The sequence below is a fragment of the Herbiconiux sp. FW305-C-125 genome, assembly GCF_058783455.1.
Genome location: NZ_JBYSYO010000002.1, coordinates 375522 through 395098, shown reverse-complemented (window position 1 = coordinate 395098; position 19577 = coordinate 375522). Strand labels below are relative to the sequence as shown.

At 69.4% G+C, this 19577-nt stretch carries 18 protein-coding genes; 15 read left to right on the top strand and 3 right to left on the bottom strand.

All coding sequences use genetic code 11. The features are described from left to right. Positions 1 to 49: 49 nt before the first annotated feature. The 4 genes from yajC (at position 50) to AC3WLB_RS09225 (ending at position 5628) form a co-directional block, all read left to right on the top strand. Positions 50 to 460 (top strand): preprotein translocase subunit YajC, encoded by a 411-nt coding sequence (yajC, locus tag AC3WLB_RS09240; protein WP_022895032.1) that lies wholly within the window; start codon positions 50 to 52, stop codon positions 458 to 460. A 67-nt stretch (positions 461 to 527) separates the two neighbouring features. Next, on the top strand, positions 528 to 2270 hold the full coding sequence (secD, locus tag AC3WLB_RS09235) for a protein translocase subunit SecD (RefSeq protein ID WP_022897340.1): 1743 nt from the start codon (positions 528 to 530) through the stop codon (positions 2268 to 2270). Then, entirely contained in the window at positions 2270 to 3298 is a 1029-nt protein-coding gene (secF, locus tag AC3WLB_RS09230) for a protein translocase subunit SecF (protein ID WP_492505305.1), read from the top strand. The genes secD and secF overlap by 1 nt, the downstream gene beginning before the upstream one ends. Before the next feature lie 74 nt (positions 3299 to 3372). Continuing rightward, positions 3373 to 5628 carry a RelA/SpoT family protein gene (locus AC3WLB_RS09225; RefSeq protein ID WP_492505303.1) on the top strand — a complete coding sequence of 752 codons (2256 nt, stop codon included), beginning with the start codon at positions 3373 to 3375 and terminating at the stop codon, positions 5626 to 5628. Between the two features lie 31 nt (positions 5629 to 5659). Here the strand turns inward: AC3WLB_RS09225 and AC3WLB_RS09220 are convergent, their stop codons facing one another. From AC3WLB_RS09220 to AC3WLB_RS09210, 3 genes are all read right to left on the bottom strand, one after another. Continuing rightward, the gene (locus AC3WLB_RS09220) at positions 5660 to 6223 is read right to left on the bottom strand and encodes a hypothetical protein (protein ID WP_492505301.1); all 564 of its coding nucleotides are present in this window, start codon (positions 6221 to 6223) and stop codon (positions 5660 to 5662) included. A gap of 88 nt (positions 6224 to 6311) precedes the next feature. After that, positions 6312 to 7541, bottom strand: a complete 1230-nt coding sequence (locus AC3WLB_RS09215) for a DUF349 domain-containing protein (protein ID WP_492505299.1) — start codon at positions 7539 to 7541, stop codon at positions 6312 to 6314. A gap of 63 nt (positions 7542 to 7604) precedes the next feature. Beyond that, positions 7605 to 8402: a peptidylprolyl isomerase gene (locus AC3WLB_RS09210; protein ID WP_492505297.1), complete on the bottom strand. Its 798-nt coding sequence runs from the start codon at positions 8400 to 8402 to the stop codon at positions 7605 to 7607. A gap of 60 nt (positions 8403 to 8462) precedes the next feature. Here AC3WLB_RS09210 and AC3WLB_RS09205 point away from each other — a divergent pair, with 60 nt between their 5' ends. The 11 genes from AC3WLB_RS09205 (at position 8463) to aroB (ending at position 19567) form a co-directional block, all read left to right on the top strand. Next, positions 8463 to 9845 carry a replication-associated recombination protein A gene (locus AC3WLB_RS09205; RefSeq protein WP_492505295.1) on the top strand — a complete coding sequence of 461 codons (1383 nt, stop codon included), beginning with the start codon at positions 8463 to 8465 and terminating at the stop codon, positions 9843 to 9845. A 191-nt stretch (positions 9846 to 10036) separates the two neighbouring features. Continuing rightward, positions 10037 to 10666, top strand: coding sequence for a 30S ribosomal protein S4 (rpsD, locus tag AC3WLB_RS09200; protein ID WP_022897240.1), 630 nt, complete (start codon positions 10037 to 10039; stop codon positions 10664 to 10666). Between the two features lie 72 nt (positions 10667 to 10738). Further along, positions 10739 to 11110 (top strand): DUF948 domain-containing protein, encoded by a 372-nt coding sequence (locus tag AC3WLB_RS09195; RefSeq protein ID WP_022897241.1) that lies wholly within the window; start codon positions 10739 to 10741, stop codon positions 11108 to 11110. Between the two features lie 48 nt (positions 11111 to 11158). After that, positions 11159 to 11350 (top strand): hypothetical protein, encoded by a 192-nt coding sequence (locus tag AC3WLB_RS09190; RefSeq protein ID WP_492505292.1) that lies wholly within the window; start codon positions 11159 to 11161, stop codon positions 11348 to 11350. A 41-nt stretch (positions 11351 to 11391) separates the two neighbouring features. After that, positions 11392 to 14058, top strand: a complete 2667-nt coding sequence (alaS, locus tag AC3WLB_RS09185) for an alanine--tRNA ligase (protein WP_492505290.1) — start codon at positions 11392 to 11394, stop codon at positions 14056 to 14058. Between the two features lie 3 nt (positions 14059 to 14061). Next, positions 14062 to 14568, top strand: coding sequence for a Holliday junction resolvase RuvX (gene ruvX, locus AC3WLB_RS09180; protein WP_492505288.1), 507 nt, complete (start codon positions 14062 to 14064; stop codon positions 14566 to 14568). After that, positions 14561 to 15838 (top strand): endolytic transglycosylase MltG, encoded by a 1278-nt coding sequence (gene mltG / locus AC3WLB_RS09175; RefSeq protein WP_492505286.1) that lies wholly within the window; start codon positions 14561 to 14563, stop codon positions 15836 to 15838. Before ruvX ends, mltG begins: the two co-directional genes overlap by 8 nt. Then, positions 15828 to 16748, top strand: a complete 921-nt coding sequence (locus AC3WLB_RS09170; RefSeq protein WP_492505284.1) for a shikimate dehydrogenase — start codon at positions 15828 to 15830, stop codon at positions 16746 to 16748. Before mltG ends, AC3WLB_RS09170 begins: the two co-directional genes overlap by 11 nt. 43 nt (positions 16749 to 16791) lie before the next feature. Beyond that, complete coding sequence (aroC, locus tag AC3WLB_RS09165; RefSeq protein WP_492505282.1) at positions 16792 to 17991, top strand: chorismate synthase; 1200 nt, start codon at positions 16792 to 16794, stop codon at positions 17989 to 17991. Continuing rightward, a complete protein-coding gene (locus AC3WLB_RS09160) occupies positions 17988 to 18494 on the top strand; it encodes a shikimate kinase (protein WP_022897248.1) in 507 nt (168 codons plus the stop codon). The genes aroC and AC3WLB_RS09160 overlap by 4 nt, the downstream gene beginning before the upstream one ends. Next, positions 18491 to 19567 carry a 3-dehydroquinate synthase gene (gene aroB, locus AC3WLB_RS09155; RefSeq protein WP_492505279.1) on the top strand — a complete coding sequence of 359 codons (1077 nt, stop codon included), beginning with the start codon at positions 18491 to 18493 and terminating at the stop codon, positions 19565 to 19567. Before AC3WLB_RS09160 ends, aroB begins: the two co-directional genes overlap by 4 nt. The last annotated feature ends 10 nt before the right edge of the window (positions 19568 to 19577 follow it).

Below are 19577 nucleotides of genomic sequence, written 5' to 3'. Positions count from 1 at the left end.
AAGATGAGGTCCTGCAATCACTCCCACCATTTTGGAAGGCGCCTTTTTCATGGCCATCGATCCGTTAACAATCATCATGCTGGTCGTTCTGGCCGTGCTGGTGTTCTTCATGTTCCGCAACAGCCGCAAGCGCAAGGCGCAGGCTGAGGAACTGCAGAGCAAGGTCGTGGTGGGCGCCGAGGTCATGACGAACTTCGGTGTGTACGGCACCATCCTCGAGATGGACGACGAAGAGAACCAGGTGCTGCTCGAGACCACCCCCGGCACCGTGCTGAAGGTGCACCGCCAGACCGTGACGCGCGTCGTCACCCCGTCGCCGCTCGCGCCGAGCGACGAGTCGATCGACCACGACGACGACAGCGCGCCCGCGTACGGCGAGCGGATCGACGAGAGCACGGCGGATGCCCCGGCCGCCGCTGACTCCGCCCGCTCGGAGACCTCGAAGAAGGACGACGAGTAACCTCGTCCCCTTCCTGATCAACGCCCGCCGCGATGGCGCATGGGCGGCACAGAAAGCTGAGTAACTGGTGGCACAAACTACCGCGGTCAAGAGGGCGTGGAAGACGCTCATCTGGCTCGTCGTCATCTTCGCGGTCCTCGCCGGCACCATCGCGGGGGGTGTGATCTGGAGCACCGCGACGTGGACGCCGAAGCTCGCGCTCGACCTCGAGGGCGGCACGCAGATCATCCTGACCCCGAAGCTGGAATCGGGGGAGACTCCTTCGTCGGAGCAGATCGATCAGGCCGTCTCGATCATCCGGCAGCGCGTCGACGCCTCGGGCGTCTCGGAGGCCGAGGTCACCACGCAGGGTGGCCAGAACGTGGTCGTGTCCATCCCCGGCTCGCCGGACGCGGAGACGCTGAACCGCATCGAGTCGTCGGCGAAGCTCGAGTTCCGGCCGGTGCTGCTGGCCGACGTCGCGTCGACCACCTCGACGTCGAGCCCCGGCGCCACCCCGACGCCCGACCCCAACCTCTCCACCACGCCCACGGCGAGCCCCACCAACGCGAGCGACCTGGCGTGGGTGACTCCGGCGTTGCAGAGCGAGTTCGACAACTTCGACTGCGCCTCCACCGAAGCCGACAGTGCGGGCCAGGCGCCCGCCGACCAGCCGCTCGTGACCTGTGACGACAACGGTGTGAAGTACCTGCTCGGCCCGGTCGAGATCGAGGGCGCCGACATCGCGGATGCTTCCAGCGGCGTCGCCACCACCCAGAACGGCTCCTCCACCGGCCAGTGGGTCGTCGACATCTCGTTCAACGACAAGGGCACTCAGGAGTTCGCCGACGTCACGACCCGCCTGTTCGGGCTGACCGGTGTGCAGAACCAGTTCGCCATCGTGCTCGACGGCCGCGTCATCACCGCCCCGACCACCGGTGGCGCGTTCACCGACGGCCGCGCGCAGATCTCCGGGTCGTTCACCCAGGAGTCGGCGAAGACCCTCGCCGACCAGCTGAAGTTCGGCGCACTGCCCATCGGCTTCACCGTGCAGTCGTCCGACGCCATCTCCGCGACGCTCGGCTCGACGCAGCTGATGAGCGGCCTGATCGCCGGCGCGATCGGCCTCATCCTGGTCATCCTGTACTCGCTCGTGCAGTACCGGCTGCTCGGGCTCGTCACCATCGCCTCGCTCGTGGTGGCCGCCGCGCTCACGTATCTCTTGGTCACCCTGATGTCGTGGCGCATCGACTTCCGCCTGTCGCTGGCCGGTGTCGCCGGTCTCATCGTGGCGATCGGTATCACCGCCGACTCCTTCATCGTGTACTTCGAACGAATACGTGACGAATTGCGCGAGGGGAAGGCTCTGACCACCTCCGTGCAGTCGGGCTGGAAGCGCGCCATCCGCACGATCACCGCCTCCGACGCGGTGAACTTCCTCGCGGCGGCCGTGCTCTACGTCCTGGCCGTGGGCAACGTGCGCGGCTTCGCGTTCACGCTCGGTCTCACCACCATCGTCGATATCGTCGTGGTGGCGCTGTTCACGCATCCGCTCATGACGTTGCTGGCCGAACTGCCGTTCTTCCGCGACGGCCACAAGCTCTCCGGGCTCGACCCCCGCGCGCTCGGCGCCGTCTACCGCGGCCGCGCCCAGTTCCGCGCGCCCGCCGCATCGGTCACGGCGGCCAAGAAGGGCTCGTCGAGCCGGGAGGCCGCCAAGCGGCAGACCATCGCCGAGCGCAAGGCCGCCGAGCTCGCCGGGGTCACCTCGGCCGGGGCCAAGGGCGGCGCCGACTCCGCATCCACGACCGACGAGGGGAAGAACTCCTGATGGCCAGCTTCGCCCAATTCGGTAACGACCTCTACACCGGCAAGCGCTCGATCGACTTCATCGGGCGGCGCAAGCTCTGGTACGCCATCTCGGCGGTGCTCGTGCTCATCGCGCTCGTGGGGCCGTGGCTCCGGGGTGGCTACGAGTTCGGCATCGAGTTCCGCGGTGGCTCGGAGTTCACCGTCTCCCAGGTCACCACCCTCGACCAGACGCTGGCGACGGATGCGGTGAACCAGGCCGCGCCCGGATCGAACCCGCGTGTCAGCACGCTCGGCCAAGACGCCGTGCGGGTGCAGACGGATGAGCTCGACAAGACCGCCAGCGCGTCGGTGCAGGAGCAGCTCGCCACGGCCTACGACGTCCCGGTGGACGACGTGACGGTGTCGTTCATCGGTGCCACCTGGGGTGCCGACATCACCACCCAGGCCATCCGGGGTCTCGTGATCTTCCTCGTGCTGGTCGCCATCTTCATGGCCATCTACTTCCGTACCTGGAAGATGGCCGCGGCGGCGCTCATCGCCCTGCTGCACGACCTCATCATCACCGCGGGCGTGTACGGGCTCACCGGGCTCGAGATCACACCGGCGGCCGTGATCGGCTTCCTCACCATCCTCGGCTACTCGCTGTACGACACGGTGGTGGTGTTCGATAAGATCCGGGAGAACACGGCGGCGATGGGGGAGCGGGGCACGCAGACCTTCGCCGAGATGGTGAACCTCGCCGTGAACCAGACTCTGGTTCGCTCGATCAACACCTCGATCGTGGCGGCCCTGCCGGTGGCGTCGATCCTCATCATCGGCTCGTTCGTGCTCGGCGCCTCGACGCTGCGGGACATCTCGCTCGCGTTGCTCATCGGCATCATCGTGGGCACGTACTCGACGATCTTCATCGCGTCGCCGATCTACGTGCAGTTCCGGTCGAACGAGGCGAAGATCAAGAAGCACGACGCGCGGGTGCTGGCCGACCGGCAGCGCTCGACGCAGTCTGCCGCGGCGCCGGCTTCGGCTTCGGCTTCGGTCGAGGCCTGAGCTGCTCGCCCACAGCGCAACCGGGCGTGCATCGACGCCCGCGCGCTGGGGGATAATCGTGGTGGAGGCCTGACATGACCGAAACCGGCACGACGTCGACCGCTACGCTGCGCCGTCTGGTGCCGCGACTGTTCTCGCGCGCCCAGCCCGCCGGGGCCGTGGACACCCTCATCCGCACAGTGCGCGCCAACCACCCGAAGGCCGACCTCACGATCGTGGAGCGCGCCTACGCGGCCGCCGAGCGGGCGCACGACGGTCAGAAGCGCCGCAGCGGCGAGCCGTACATCACCCACCCGGTGGCGGTGGCGCAGATCCTCGCCGAGCTCGGGCTGGGCTCGAAGGCGGTGGCCGCTGCGCTGCTGCACGACACCGTCGAAGACACGGACTACTCGCTCGAGATGGTGCGTCACGACTTCGGCGACGAGGTGGCGATGCTCGTCGACGGCGTCACGAAGCTCGACAAGGTCAAGTACGGCGACAGCGCGCAGGCCGAGACCGTTCGCAAGATGATCGTGGCGATGTCGCGCGACATCCGCGTGCTCATCATCAAGCTCTGCGACCGCCTGCACAACGCTCGCACCTGGGGATTCGTACCCACTGAATCGGCGCAGCGGAAGGCCAAGGAGACCCTCGAGATCTACACCCCGCTCGCGCACCGGCTGGGCATCCAGTCGATCAAGTGGGAGCTGGAGGACCTGTCGTTCGCGGTGCTCTACCCGAAGCTGTACGTCGAGATCGAGAACCTGGTGCGCCAGCGCACGCCGCAGCGTGAGGAGTACGTGCAGCAGGTCATCGACGCGGTGGGCGAAGACCTCAAGGCCGGGAAGATCCGCGGCAAGGTCGCCGGCCGGCCGAAGCAGTACTACTCGATCTATCAGAAGATGATCGTGCGCGGCCGCGAGTTCGACGAGATCTACGACCTCGTCGGCATCCGCGTGCTCGTCAACACCGTGCGCGACTGCTACGCCGTGCTCGGGTCGATCCACGCCCGGTGGAACCCGATCCCTGGCCGGTTCAAGGACTACATCGCCACACCGAAGTTCAACCTCTACCAGTCGCTGCACACCACCGTGATCGGCCCCGGGGGCCGGCCGGTGGAGATCCAGATCCGCACCCACGAGATGCACCAGCGCGCCGAGTACGGCGTCGCGGCGCACTGGAAGTACAAGGAGCGGATGAACGGCGGCAAGGCCTCGAGCTCCGCCGCCACGTCGTCGGACACCGACATGGCCTGGCTCGCCCGCATCTCGGACTGGCAGGCCGAGACGGTCGACCCGGGAGAGTTCCTGGACTCGTTGCGCTTCGAAATCGGTGCGAAGGAGGTCTACGTCTTCACCCCGAAGGGCAAGGTCGTCGGCCTGCCCGCCGGTGCGACCCCGGTCGACTTCGCCTACGCCGTGCACACCGAGGTGGGGCACCGCACCATGGGCGCCAAGGTCAACGGCCGGCTGGTGCCGCTCGACTCCACCCTGGGTTCCGGCGACGTCGTGGAGGTCTTCACCTCGAAGAACCCCGACTCCGGCCCGTCGCAGGACTGGCTGAGCTTCGTGCAGAGCCCGCGGGCGCGCAACAAGATCCGGCAGTGGTTCACCAAGGAGCGCCGCGACGAAGCCATCGAGCAGGGGCGTGATGCGATCGCGCGCGCCATGCGCAAGCAGAACCTGCCGCTGCAGAAGCTGATGAGCCAGGACTCCATCGCCGATGTTGCGTCCCAGCTGCACTACGACAACGTCTCCGGGCTCTACGCCGCCATCGGCGAGGGGCACATCTCCACCCAGTCGGTGATCGAGAAGGTCATCGCGTCGCTGCAGACCGAGGTGGAGAGCGAGGACTCCGATCTCGACGTGTTCGTGGGTGGCCGCCCGCGTGTCACCCACAGCGACTCCGGCGTGCTCGTGCGCGGCGCCCCCGACATCCTGGTGAAGCTCGCGAAGTGCTGCACGCCGGTGCCCGGCGATGACATCGTGGGCTTCGTGACCCGTGGCTCCGGTGTCTCCGTGCACCAGGCCGACTGCCACAACGTCGCTGCGCTGCTGAACGAGCCGGAGCGCATGATCGAGGTGGAGTGGGCACCGTCGTCGAAGAGCGTCTTCCTGGTGCAGATCCAGGTCGAGGCCCTCGACCGGTCCGGCCTCCTCTCCGACGTCACGCGCGTGCTCTCCGAGCACCACGTCAACATCCTCTCGGCCTCGGTGAACACCTCGAGCGACCGGCTGGCACTCAGCCGTTTCGTGTTCGAGATGGGCGACACCGCCCACCTCGACCGGGTGCTCAACGCGGTGCGCCGCATCGACGCGGTCTACGACGTGTACCGCGTCTCGGGCGGCTGATCCTCACCGAAGGAGCAGGTCGTCGCGCGCCTCAGCCCGACCGGAGCAGAGCGTCGACCTGCTCGAGGCGCTGCAGCGCGCGGTGCTTGTGCGGGAGATGCGGCACACGCTGCAGGTGATGCGCGCACTCCGCCACCGATGACTCCGCCGCCAGAAGCAGCGTCGTCACGCCGAGCAGCACCGCGCGGTCGAACAGCGGTTCGCAGCGCACCAGGTCGACGGCGGTGCGCACGCGACTCGTGACCTGAACCGGGCCGGCCGCGACGATCTCGTCGTCGCCCAACAGGACCTGCCGCACCCGCCGTTCGATCGACGGCACGTCGCGGATGCGGTTCGACGACCGGATGCACAGCTGCACCGGCCGCGGGAATCTCGGCGTCGCGCCGTGCACCCATGCCGCCGACAGGCGTTCGACGACCAGCCGATCGGGCACCAGCGGCGCGATCGCCACACCTCGGAGCGCAGCCGACGGATGCACGTCGACCGCGCAGTACGAGCCCGCGAGTTCGCGGACCTCCCCGTCGAGCCGGGCGGCCCCGAGCTCAGCGCGGGGCAACTGGGACTGATCGAGAAGGAGCGGAAGCGTGGTCGTCATGCGCCCATGCTCGCAGCGTCACGGGTGCGTGAGCCGCGCCGACCGGAATCTGTGGAGAACTCAGTCGCCGCGACACACTGGGGAGAACTCAGCCCAGCGCATCCAGCCACACCTTGCGGGCGTCGAGTGCCTCCTGCAGCTCCTTCACCTTCTTGGTGTCGCCCGCCGCGCCGGCATCGTCGATCTCGCGCTGCAGCTTCTCGATCGCGCCGGTGAGCTGCGAGGCGAGTCCCTCCGAGCGAGCCTTCTTCTCGGGGTTGTTGCGGCTCCAGTGCTCCTCGTCGAGCTTGCGCACGGCGGCCTCGACCTTGCGCAGGCGCTCCTCGATCGGCTTCACTTGGTCGCGCGGCACCTTGCCGATCTCGTCCCAGCGACGCTGGATGGAGATGAGGGCCTCGCGCGCCTTGGTGCGATCGGTCTCCTTGAGCAGCGGCTCGGCCTCGTCGAGCAGCGCCAGCTTCTGAGTGAGATTCTCGCCGAACTCCTGCTCGTCGCGGGCCACGACCTCGCTGCGCGCGGCGTAGAGCACGTCGCCGGCCGCCTTGAACCTGTCCCAGAGCGCGTCGTCGTACTTCTTACCCGCGCGGCCGGTCGCCTTCCACTCCGCGAGCAGGTCGCGGTAGGCCGGGATGCCGTCGGAGCCGCGCGGCGCGAGCGCCTCGGCGCGGTCGACGAGCTCCTGCTTGCGGTTGCGGGCGTCGCGGTGCACCTGATCGAGCTCGGCGAAGAAGGCTTTGCGCTGCGTCTCGAGCGAGGTGCGGGCCTCACGGAAGCGCTTCCACAGCTCCTGCGCCTCATTGCGGGGCAGCCGCGGGCCCTCGTGCTGGTGCTTCTGCCAGCGCGCGAACAACTCGTCGATCTTGGCGGTGACCGACTTCCACTGCGCCTTCGCCGGGTCTTGGGCCGCGAGCGTCTCGATCTCCACCACGATGTCGGTGCGGTCACGAACCGCCTGCGCGACCTCGGCCTGCGCCTCGGCCGACTGCTTCTCGGTGATCTCGCTCACCGTCGACGCGAGCGCCTCGAGTCGGGTGCGCAGCGCCTGCAGGTCGCCGACCGCGTTCGCGTTCTGCACCGACGCCGTCAGCGACGTGACGGCCTTCGCGATGTCGGCGGCGGGCGCCCCGCGCTTGGCGCGCTGCTCCAGCAGGGTCACCTGGCCGGCGAGGTCGGTGTACTTGCGCTCGAAGTAGGCGATGGCCTCTTCTTGCGTCCCGTCGGGGTACTGGCCGACAAGCCGCTCACCGTCTGCCTCGAGCACGTAGACGGAGCCGTCTTCGTCCACGCGCCCCCACGGGTGTTGATCACTTGCGGTCACGGAACCATCCTGTCGACGATGTCTGGAGTACGGCCACCAGCCTATTGCACCGGGCCTTGAGGGTTATTGAACTGTGACATTGGTGATGACGGCCGGCGCGGCCGGCTTGCCGTCACCCGATCCGTCGGCCGTGCCGGCCGCGATCACGCTCGACTTCAGCTGGTCGAGGCCGCTCGTCACCTGGCCGAGCACCGTGTACCCGCCGGCGGCGTCGGAGGGGATCGTGCTGTCGTCGTAGACGATGAAGAACTGGCTGCCCATGCTGTAGCCGTTGCCGCCCTGGCGGGCCATCGCGAGCGTGCCGGCGGGATAGACGTCGTCGGCGGGCGCGTTCTCGACCGGGCCGTAGCTGTAGCCCGGGCCGCCGGTGCCGGTGCCCTCCGGGTCGCCGCACTGCAGCACGAAGATGCCGCTCGTGGTGAGGCGGTGGCAGGAGGTGCCCGTGAAGAAGCCGTCCTGGGTCTGCGAGATGAACGCGGAAACGGCCTGCGGTGCGGCGGCGCCGTCGAGCGTGATGCCGAGCGGCACGTCGTTGATGGTGAGGGTGCCGGTCCAGTCCCGGCCTTCGGCGATGGTCGACGGCGGCACGTCGCCGGTGTTCTGGCCCTCGGCGGACGGATCGTCGGCCGGTGCGGTGGGGGTGGCGCTCGGCGAGGCGACCGCGGAGCCCGGGCCGCCGCTGAAGTAGAACAGCTGCGCGGCCGTGACGCCGGCGAGCAGGACGACCACGACCACGGCAGCGATCACGTTGTCGCGCACCCGGCGCCGCGTGCGCTCGTTGTGCGCCGTCTGCCGGGCCTGGTAGTCGCGCAGACGGCTGCGGGCTTCACGCGCGGCGCGCTCCTGATTGCTGGGTGCCACGGGTCCTCCATCGCTTCTCGATCGCCGGGCAGTGTCGGCCCATCACAGTACCCTAGACGTATGGCCATCCAGCAACCGGGACTGCACTCCGGAGCCGTCCCGCTCGCTGTGCGCATGCGCCCCCGCAGTCTCGACGAAGTGGCCGGTCAGCGCCATCTTCTGCGCCCCGGGTCGCCCCTCGTGAACCTCGCCTCCGACACCGGTGGCAGCTCGGGCAGCGTGTCGGTCATCCTGTGGGGCCCGCCGGGAACGGGCAAGACCACGCTCGCCCAGGCCATCGCGCACAGTTCGGGCCGCAAGTTCGTCGAGCTCTCGGCCGTCACCGCGGGTGTGAAAGACGTGCGCCAGGTGATGGACGACGCGTTCCGCAACCGCGACCTCTACGGCCTCTCCACGGTGCTCTTCCTCGACGAGATCCACCGCTTCACCAAGGCGCAGCAGGATGCACTGCTCCCCGGCGTCGAGAACGGCTGGGTCATCCTGGTGGCGGCCACCACCGAGAACCCCTCGTTCTCCGTCATCTCACCGCTGCTCTCGCGGTCGCTGCTGCTCACGCTCGAGCAACTGACCGACGACGACCTCGGTGTGCTGATCGATCGAGCGGTGACGGATGCGCGGGGTCTGGCCGGCAGCGTGCGGCTCGACCCCGAAGCCCGGGCCGCGATCATCCGGCTGGCGTCCGGCGACGCCCGCCGCGCCCTCACCGCGCTCGAGGCCTCGGCGGGTACCGCCCTCGCCGGCGTGGCCGACGACGCGGCGGCCGACGACCGCGACGACGAGGAGGACGAGGACGACGAGCCGCCGCTCATCACCCCCGAGGTGCTCGAGCAGTCCGTCGACCGTGCCCTGCTCCGGTACGACCGCAACGGCGACGAGCACTACGACGTGATCAGCGCCTTCATCAAGTCGGTGCGCGGCTCCGACGTCGACGCCGCGCTGCACTACCTGGCGCGCATGTTCGAGGCGGGGGAGGACCCACGCTTCATCGCGCGCCGGGTCATCATCCTCGCCTCGGAGGACATCGGGATCGCCGACCCGCAGGCGCTGCCGATCGCGGTGGCGGCCGCGGAGGCGGTGCAGATGATCGGCATGCCGGAGGGGCGCATCCCGCTCGCCGAGGCCGTCGTCTACCTCGCGACGGCACCGAAGTCGAACGCCTCGTACCTCGGCATCAACGCCGCCATCGCCGACGTCAAGGCGGGCAAGTTCGGCCGGGTGCCGAAGCACCTCCGCGACGCGCACTACGCGGGCGCCAAGCGGCTCGGTCACGGCAAGGGCTACAAGTACCCGCACGACGACGCGGTGGGCGTGGTGCGGCAGCAGTACCTGCCCGACGAGTTGCAGGGCACCACCTACTACAACCCCACCGACCACGGGCACGAGCGCGAGGTGTCGGCGCGACTGCAGAAACTCCGCGACATCACGCGGGGAAAGCAGAATTAGCGCCCTCCGCTGTGCTAATCTTGCAGACGCCTAATCAGCGTCATTTCGGAGCGGCTGCCGATCGACGTTCGATAACGGGACAGTGCTCTTTAGCCGAGCCACCCGGCGACACCCTCTTACTTGGACTCCCGTGGAGTCACGCGCACGCCTGTGCGCACTTCATCTTGTAAGATTTCTACGAAAGGACGTAAGTGGCTACCAAGTCGCGTACGCGCAGCAAGACCCGCCTCTCCCGGGCGCTCGGCATCCCGCTCACCCCGAAGGCGGCCAAGTACCTCGAGAAGCGTCCCTACGCCCCGGGCGAGCACGGCCGCACCAAGCGCAAGCAGGACAGCGACTACGCGGTGCGTCTCCGCGAGAAGCAGCGTCTGCGCGCCCAGTACGGCATCCGCGAGAAGCAGCTGAAGATCGCCTTCGAAGAGGCGCGCCGCGCCAAGGGCCTGACCGGTGAGAACCTGGTCGAGCTCCTCGAGATGCGCCTCGACGCCCTGGTGCTCCGTGCCGGCTTCGCCCGCACCACCGCCCAGGCCCGCCAGATGGTCGTGCACCGCCACATCCTCGTCGACGGCCAGCTCGTCGACCGCCCGTCGTTCCGCGTGAAGCCGGGTCAGCTCATCCACGTCAAGGCCCGCTCCGAGGGCACCGAGCCCTTCCAGGTCGCGGCCGCCGGCGGTCACGTCGACGTGCTCCCGAAGACCCCGGGCTACCTCGAGGTCGAGCTCGACAAGCTGCAGGCGCGTCTCGTGCGCCGCCCGAAGCGCGCCGAGGTCCCCGTGACCTGTGAAGTGCAGCTCGTGGTCGAGTACTACGCCGCGCGCTAGTAGCAAGCACGACATACTAGAGAGCGGGTCACCCCAGGGTGGCCCGCTTTCGTCGTTCCGAGGAGGGGCCGCATGACCGGTGGAGACATCGCAGGACTGATCGCGGCGGGCGTGTTCGCCGTGCTGGTGGCCATCATCGCCATCCCGCTGGTGAAGCTCGGGGGCGTGTTCGACCAGACCCGCGACTCGATCAAGGACGTCAGCGACGGCATCACCCCCATCCTCGCCGAATCGACGGTCACCGTGCAGGAGGCGAACAAGCAGCTCGCCCGGGTCGACGTCATCACCCGCAACGTCGAGGAGGTCACCGGCAACGTCTCGTCGCTGGTGTCGCTGTTCGCGGCGTCGGTCGGCGGACCGCTGATCAGGCTCGCCGGTTTCAGCGCAGCCGTGCGCGCGGCGATGCTCAGCTTCCGCACCGCCAAGAAGGTCAAGGACGACTAAACTGGCCGGAGGCTTTTCGGCCGCTCGACATCAAACGAGGAGAACACGATGAAGAAGTTTCTGTGGTTGGTCGCCGGCGTCGGCATCGGGTTCGTGGTGGCGCACCAGTTCAACCAGACCACCAGCGGCAAGAAGTTCTTCAGCGAGTTCGACAAGAAGACCAAGGAGTTCAGCGACTCGCTGATCGACGGCTACCGTGAGCGCGAAGCCGAGCTCCGCGCCGCCATCGCCGGCAAGTAAACCCGCTCGCCTCCCTCCCGAAACAGGACGACCCGCACTACATGCTGACCGCTGACATCCGCTCCCGCTGGCTCGAGTTCTTCGGCGATCGGGGGCACACCGTCGTGCCTTCCGCCTCCCTGGTGAGCGACGACCCGTCGCTGCTGTTCACCGTGGCCGGCATGGTGCCGTTCATCCCCTACCTGTCGGGGCTCGTTCCCGCACCGTATCCGCGTGCCACCAGCGTGCAGAAGTGCATCCGCACCCTCGATATCGAAGAGGTGGGCAAGACCACTCGGCACGGCACGTTCTTCCAGATGAACGGCAACTTCTCGTTCGGCGACTACTTCAAAGAGGGCGCCATCGGCTACGCCTGGGAGCTGCTCACCACGCCCGAGAACGAGGGCGGCCTCGGCTTCCCCGAGCGCGACCTCTGGGTCACCGTCTACGAAGACGACGACGAGGCGATCGACATCTGGAAGCGGGTCGCCGGGTTGCCGGATGCCCGCATCCAGCGCCGCGGTAAAGAGGACAACTACTGGTCGACGGGGCAGCCCGGCCCGGCTGGTCCCTGCTCCGAGATCTACTTCGACCGGGGGCCGGCGTACGGCGCCGAGGGCGGCCCGGTGGCCGACGAGAACCGCTACATCGAGATCTGGAACCTCGTGTTCATGCAGTACCTGCGTGGCGAGGGCAGCTCGAAGACCGAGTTCGAGATCCTCGGCGAACTGCCGAAGAAGAACATCGACACCGGCATGGGTCTCGAGCGCGTCGCGTTCCTTAAGCAGGGCGTCGAGAACCTCTACGAGATCGACCAGGTGCGCCCGGTGCTCGACCGCGCGGCCGAGCTGTCCGGCCGCCGCTACGGCGCCCACCACGACGACGACGTGCGGATGCGCGTGGTCGCCGACCACGTGCGCAGCGCCCTGATGCTGATGAGCGACGGCGTGACGCCGTCGAACGAGGGGCGCGGCTACATTCTGCGCCGGCTGCTGCGCCGCACGGTGCGCTCGATGCGCCTGCTCGGTGTCGACACCGCCACGATGCCGGAGCTGCTCACCGCGTCGCGCGACGCCATGAAGGCGGCCTACCCCGAGGTGGCCAGCGACTTCGACCGTATCTCCCGTGGCGCCTACGCCGAGGAGGAGTCATTCCTCCGCACCCTCACGGGCGGAACGACCATTCTCGACACCGCGGTGGCGAGCACCAAGCAGGGCGGCGCAGCCGTGCTCGCGGGCGACACCGCGTTCCTGCTGCACGACACCTACGGCTTCCCGATCGACCTCACGCTCGAGATCGCGGAGGAATCGGGGCTCGCCGTCGACCGGGTGGCGTTCGAGTCGCTGATGGCGGAGCAGAAGCAGCGCGCCAAGGCCGACGCGAAGGCCAAGAAGCTCGGCATCACCGACCTGACCGTGTACAGCCCGTTCCGCGCGCTCGGCGAGACCGTGTTCCGCGGCTACGACGAACTCGAGGCCGAGGCTCCCGTGCTCGGGCTGATCGTCGACGGCGTCTCGGTGAACTCCGCCGTCGCGGGGGAGACCGTGGAGGTCATCCTCGCCGAGACCAGTCTGTACGCCGAGTCCGGCGGTCAGGAGGCCGACTCCGGCACCATCGTGGGCGACGGCTTCGAACTCACCGTGCTCGACGTGCAGAAGCCCGTCAAGGGGCTGATCAGCCACCGCGCCGAGGTCACGAGCGGCCAGATCGCCGTCGGCGACCATGCCCGCAGCATCGTCGACCCGCAGTGGCGCCGGGGCGCGACCCAGGCGCACTCGGCCACCCACCTCATCCACGCCGCGCTCCGCCAGACCCTGGGTGCCGAGGCGCACCAAGCCGGCTCCTACAACCGGGCCGGCTACATGCGACTCGACTTCAGCTGGAACCAGCCGCTCTCGATCGAGACCCGCACCGAGATCGAGGAGATCGCGAATCTCGCCATCCGCGAGGACCTCGAGGTCGTGACGCGCGAGCTGCCGCTCGACGAAGCGCGCTCGATGGGCGCCATGGCGCTGTTCGGCGAGAAGTACGGCGAGGTCGTGCGCATGGTCGACATCGGCGGCCCGTGGTCGCGCGAGCTGTGCGCCGGCACGCATGTCGCGTCCAGCGCCCAGATCGGCATGATCAACCTGCAGGGGGAGTCGTCGATCGGCGCCACGAACCGGCGCGTCGAGGCCCTCGTCGGCATCGAGGCGTTCCGTGAGTTCGCCACCGAGCGCGCGCTCATCGCGCAGCTCACCTCCTCGCTCAAGACGCCGCGCGACGAGCTGACCGCGCGCGTCGCCGACCTCGCGGCCAACCTCAAGGCCGCCGAGAAGAAGATCGCCGCCTTCGAGGCGGCGGCGCTCTCCGGCCGCGTTCCCGCGCTGGCGCAGCAGGCCCGGCCGGTGGGCGCCGTGACCCTGGTCACCGAGAACCTCGGCGAGCTGGGCTCGGCCGACGACCTGCGGCAGCTCGTCACGGGCGTGCGTGAGGCACTGGTCGCGGGCGGCAGCGCCGCCGCGGTCGTCGCCCTGGGCGCCGTGGCGGGCGGCAAGCCCGTGGTCATCGTCGCCACCACCGACGGTGCCCGCAAGGCGGGGCTGAAGGCGGGCGTGCTGGCCAAGGCCGCCGCCGGCGCACTCGGCGGCGGAGGCGGCGGCAAGGACGACCTGGCGCAGGGTGGCGGCCCCGACGCCGGAGCCCTCGATTCCGCCCTCGCGGCCGTCGAGCGCTCGATCACCGGGTAGCGGATGCGCACGGGCGTGAGAATCGGCATCGACGTGGGCAAGGCCCGCATCGGTGTCGCGCGCACCGACCTGCACGGCCTACTGGCCACCCCCGTCGAGACGGTTCCGCGCGCGCCCGAGCCTGCGGCCGGCGACGACGGCGCCGCACTCGGCGCGGATGTGATGCGCATCCTCGCCATCGCCGACGAACTCGACGGATTCGAATTCGTGGTGGGGCTGCCGCTCTCGATGAGTGGCGCCGAGACGGCCTCGTCGGCGGATGCGCGCCGCTTCGCCGAACGTCTCGCCACCGCCTCGAGCCGCCCGGTGCGGATGATCGACGAGCGCCTCACCACCGTGTCGGCGCAGTCCGCGCTGCACGCGAGCGGACGGGACACCCGCAGTTCCCGCCCCGTGATCGATCAGGTCGCCGCGGTTATACTCGTGCAACACGCTCTTGACAGTGAGCGTTCCTCGGGAAAGCCGCCCGGCATCCTTCTCGACCCGAGCCAAGGAAAAGGTAGTGACTGACCGCCAGCCACCAGAGAACCATCCGTTCGCCGAGTTCTTCCGGGCAGAGACGCCCGTGGAGACGAAGGACGCACGGTCGTCGAAGACGCCCCAGCCCACGTCGCGCCGAGATGCGCGGCGGGTGGCGGAGCAGCCGACCCAGCACCGCGCCTCGGGCGCCGGCGGCGGCGGCCGGGGTGGGAGCGGCTACGACGACCGCGGCCACGAACGCAAGCCGCGCCGTTGGCTCACCCGGCTGATCGTGGCCGTCGTGATCGTGGGCCTCCTGGCGGGTGCCGGCGCGTTCCTCTACTCGGTGTTCGGCGCTCAGGTCGCGTCGCTGTTCGCCAGCCAGGAGGCGGACGACTACGAGGGTGCCGGCTCCGGAGAGGTCAGCTTCGTCGTGAACGACGGCGACATCGGCGAGACCATCGGCGACAACCTGGCCACCGCGGGCATCGTCAAGAGCTCGGCGGCCTTCTACGACCTGCTGCTCAAGCAGAACCCGGCGCCCGTCTTCCAGCCCGGAACCTACAAGCTGGCCGAGAAGATGAGCGCGCAGTCGGCACTGGACGCGCTGCAGAATCCCGACAACAAGATCGACTACACGGTCACCATTCCCGAGGGTTCCAGCGCGAAGGGCATCTACCAGGAGCTCGCGGACGTGACCGGGCTGCCGCTGGCCGACTTCCAGGCCGCGGGTGCGAACTACGTGGCTCTCGGTGTGCCTGCTCAGGCGCCGAGCATCGAAGGGTTCCTGTTCCCGGCCACCTACACCTTCGAGCCCGGCCAGACACCCGCCGACATGATCACCACCATGGTGCAGCGCACCTTCCAGTCGCTCGATGCGGCCGGGGTCGCTCCGGACGACCGCTTCCGCGTGATCACGCTCGCCGCCCTCATCCAGAAGGAGGCCGGCAGCACCGAGGACATGTACAAGGTCTCCCGGGTGTTCACCAACCGGCTCGACCAGGGCATGAACCTGCAGTCGGACGCCACGGTGGCGTACGGTGCGGGGCACAGCCGGGTGGAGACCACCGAGGCCGAGCGCGATGACGCGTCGAATCTCTACAACACCTACGCGAATCCGGGCCTGCCGATCGGGCCGATCTCCAACCCCGGCGACGACGCCATCGACGCGGCCCTGCACCCGGCCGACGGCCCCTGGCTCTACTTCGTGACCGTCGACCTCGACACCGGAGAGACGGTGTTCTCCGAGACCGCCGACGAGCACGCTGCGGCGGTCGAGCGGCTGCAGGAGTGGTGGGCGGCGCATCCCGATGTCAAGTAGCGTCGCCGTCGCCGGCACGGAGGAGCTGGTGCACGAGCCGCTCCGGCTCGCGGTACTGGGGTCGCCGATCGCGCACTCCCTCTCGCCGTTGCTGCATCGCACCGCCTATGCGGCGCTCGGCCTGCCCTGGAGCTACGACCAGCACGAGGTGACGACGGATGCGCTGCCCGCCTTCGTCGCCGCCCTCGCGCCGCCCTGGCGCGGTCTGTCGCTCACCATGCCGCTGAAGGAGACCATCCTCGGTGAACTCGACTCGATCGACGCCATCGGCGCGGCCACGGGCGCAGTCAACACCGTGCTGGTGACCTTCGGCGACGGGCGGCGCCGGCTCGACGGGTTCAACACCGACGTGTACGGCATCCGCGAAGCGCTCAGCCGTGCCGGCATCGCCACCACCCGCCGCACGGCTGTGATCGGCGGGGGAGCGACCGCCAGGTCGGCCGTCGTGGCGGCCGCCCAGCTCGGTTGCGAGCACGTCGACATCGTGCTGCGCAGCCCCGCCAAAGCCGGCGACGTCGTCGAGGCGGCGCGGGTCGCGGGGGTCAGCTCCACGGTGACCGCGCTGTACGACCCCGCACTGGCCGCGCTCGAACCCGACCTCACCATCAGCACGCTGCCGGGTGGTGTCGGCGCCTCGGCGAACTTCCTCGGCACCACGCTCGCCGCCTCGTCGGCGCTGCTCGACGTGGCCTACCATCCGTGGCCGAGCGAACTCGCCGCGGTGTGGGAGGGGCAGGGAAACGTCGCCGTGCCGGGTCTCGCGATGCTCGTGCATCAGGCGGTGGCGCAGATCCGCGTCTTCCTGCGGGGCGACCCGCTCGTGCCGCTCGACGACGAGGAGCGCATCACCGCCGCCCTGCTCGACGCCGTGGGCCTGGACGCCGCCGGGCGCGTGATCCCCGCGCCCTAGCGGTGGGAAGTCCCTGCGTCTCAGCTGTGGGAAGATCGTAATCATGCTTCGTTGGCTCACAGCCGGCGAGTCCCACGGTCAAGAACTCATCGCGATCATCGAAGGACTCCCGTCCGGCATCCCGGTTACCCTCGATCGACTGCGGGCGGATCTCGCCCGCCGCAAGCTCGGCTACGGCCGCGGGGCGCGGATGAAGTTCGAGCAGGACGAACTGGCGATGACCGGCGGCGTGGTGCACGGCCGCACCCTCGGCAGCCCGGTCGCGGTGCGCATCGGCAACACCGAATGGCCCAAGTGGACCGAGGTGATGGGCGTCGACCCGCTCGAAGAAGAGCTCAAGGGCACCGGCCGCAGCGCGCCGCTGACCCGGCCACGGCCCGGGCACGCCGACCTGGTGGGCATGCAGAAGTACGACTTCGACGAGGCCCGGCCCATCCTCGAGCGGGCCAGCGCCCGCGAGACCGCCGCGCGCGTGGCGCTCGGCGCCGTCGCGAAGGCCTTCCTCGCCGAGCTCGGCATCGAGCTGGTGAGCCACACCCTCGCCATCGGTCCGGTGCGCGTGCCGGACGGCTCGCCGCTGCCCCGGCCGGCCGACGTCGATGCGCTCGACGCCGACCCGGTGCGCTGCTGGGATGCGGCGACGAGCGCCCTCATGGTGGCCGAGATCGACGACGCCCACAAGGAGGGCGACACCCTCGGCGGCGTCGTCGAGGTGCTCACCTACGGGCTGCCGCCGGGGCTCGGCTCGCACGTGCACTGGGACCGCCGGCTCGACTCGCAGCTCGCGGCCGCGCTGATGGGCATCCAGGCGATCAAGGGCGTGGAGGTCGGAGACGGGTTCGAGACCACGCGTCGCCGTGGCTCGGCGGCGCACGACGAGCTCTACCGCGAAGGCGACGAGATCACCCGGGCGTCGGATCGCGCCGGCGGCACCGAGGGGGGCATGTCCACCGGCACCGTGCTGCGCGTGCGCGCCGGCATGAAACCGATCGCCACCGTTCCGCACGCCCTGCACACCATCGACGTCGCGACCGGCGAGGAGGCACCGGCCCACCACCAGCGCTCCGACGTCTGCGCGGTGCCGGCCGCCGGCGTCGTGGCCGAGGCCATGACGGCGCTCGTGCTCGCGAACGCGGTGCTCGAGAAGTTCGGTGGCGACTCGGTGGGGGAGACGCGCCGCAACCTCGAGTCGTACCTCGCCGCCATCCCCGAGGCGCTCCGGACGGACATCGCGCGCCCGTGACCCTCGTTCTGATCGGGCCACCCGCCTCCGGCAAGACGCGCATCGGCAAGCGGATCGCGCGCACCCTCGGCGTCGCCTTCGTCGACACCGACCAGCTCATCGTCGAGGGCCACGGACCCATCCCCGACATCTTCGCCACGCACGGCGAGCCCCACTTCCGTTCGCTCGAGCGCGCCGAGGTGGTGCGCGCACTCGGCACCGACGCCGTGGTGTCGTTCGGCGGCGGCGCCGTGCTCGATCCCGAGACGCAGCGCGACCTCCGCGACCACTCGGTCGTGCTGCTCACCGTGCAGCCGCACGCCGTGGCGGCCCGGCTCGGCAACGGCAAGCGCCCGCTCGTGCCCGACATCGAGTCGTGGATCGCGCTCTACGAGCGCCGGCGCGACCTCTACGAACGCCTTGCCGACCACACGGTCGACACGACCGACCGGCCGACCGACCAGATCGCGGCGGAGATCGCCGAGTGGTTCCGCGACCGCAGCAGGAAAGCGAGCATCCGATGACCGACGCCACCATCATCCCGGTCACGGGGGAGACCGCGTACGACATCGTGGTCGGCCGCGACGTGCTCGGCCGCATCCCGGACGGGCTCGGCCCGGGCGTCAAGAAGATCCTCGTCGTGCACCCGCCCACCCTCGCGGTGCTGGCGGCCGAGCTGCGCGAACAGCTCCTCGACCGCTACGAGGTGCTGTTGGCCGAGGTCCCGGATGCGGAGGCCGGCAAACGCGTCGAGGTCGCGGCCTTCTGCTGGCAGGTGATGGGGCAGGCCGACTTCACCCGCAGCGACGCCGTGATCGGCTTCGGCGGCGGAGCGGTCACCGACCTGGCCGGGTTCGTCGCCGCCACCTGGCTCCGCGGCGTCACCCTCGTGCAGGTGCCGACGACGCTGCTCGGTGCGGTCGACGCATCCGTCGGCGGCAAGACCGGCATCAACACCAACGAGGGCAAGAACCTCGTGGGCGCCTTCTACCCGCCGAGCATCGTGGTGACCGACCTCGACCTCTTGACGAGCCTGCCGCGCAACGAGATCCTCGCCGGCTTCGCCGAGGTGGTGAAGGCCGGGTTCATCGCCGAGCCCGAGATCCTCGACATCGTCGAGGCCGATGTCGACCGGGCCACCGATCCGGCGTCGGCCGAGTTCCGGCGGCTGATCGAGCTCTCGATCGGGGTGAAGGCGCGCGTCGTGTCGAGCGACTTCAAGGAGGCCGGGCTCCGCGAGATCCTCAACTACGGGCACACCCTCGGGCACGCCATCGAACACGCCGAGCGCTACCAGTGGCGGCACGGCGCAGCGGTCTCGGTGGGCATGGTCTACGCCGCCGAGCTCTCCCGGCTCACCGGGTCGCTGTCGGACGCGGCGGTCGACCGGCACCGCGAGATCCTGACCTCGCTCACCCTGCCCATCAGCTACCCGGCGGGCCGGTGGCAGACGTTGCTCGCCACCATGCAGCGCGACAAGAAGGCGCGTGGCGGCATGCTGCGGTTCATCGTGCTCGACGAGATCGGCCGGCCATCGGTGCTGCAGGGACCGGAGACCGCGCTGTTGTTCACCGCCTATCAAGAGATCGCATCCTGAGGAGCACCCC

Coding starts and splice junctions, on each gene's coding strand:
- yajC (WP_022895032.1), top strand. CDS start 50: ATGGCCATCGATCCGTTAACAATCATCATGCTGGTCGTTCTGGCCGTG.
- secF (WP_492505305.1), top strand. CDS start 2,270: ATGGCCAGCTTCGCCCAATTCGGTAACGACCTCTACACCGGCAAGCGC.
- AC3WLB_RS09225 (WP_492505303.1), top strand. CDS start 3,373: ATGACCGAAACCGGCACGACGTCGACCGCTACGCTGCGCCGTCTGGTG.
- AC3WLB_RS09220 (WP_492505301.1), bottom strand. CDS start 6,223: ATGACGACCACGCTTCCGCTCCTTCTCGATCAGTCCCAGTTGCCCCGC.
- AC3WLB_RS09205 (WP_492505295.1), top strand. CDS start 8,463: ATGGCCATCCAGCAACCGGGACTGCACTCCGGAGCCGTCCCGCTCGCT.
- AC3WLB_RS09195 (WP_022897241.1), top strand. CDS start 10,739: ATGACCGGTGGAGACATCGCAGGACTGATCGCGGCGGGCGTGTTCGCC.
- AC3WLB_RS09190 (WP_492505292.1), top strand. CDS start 11,159: ATGAAGAAGTTTCTGTGGTTGGTCGCCGGCGTCGGCATCGGGTTCGTG.
- alaS (WP_492505290.1), top strand. CDS start 11,392: ATGCTGACCGCTGACATCCGCTCCCGCTGGCTCGAGTTCTTCGGCGAT.
- ruvX (WP_492505288.1), top strand. CDS start 14,062: ATGCGCACGGGCGTGAGAATCGGCATCGACGTGGGCAAGGCCCGCATC.
- AC3WLB_RS09170 (WP_492505284.1), top strand. CDS start 15,828: ATGTCAAGTAGCGTCGCCGTCGCCGGCACGGAGGAGCTGGTGCACGAG.
- aroC (WP_492505282.1), top strand. CDS start 16,792: ATGCTTCGTTGGCTCACAGCCGGCGAGTCCCACGGTCAAGAACTCATC.
- aroB (WP_492505279.1), top strand. CDS start 18,491: ATGACCGACGCCACCATCATCCCGGTCACGGGGGAGACCGCGTACGAC.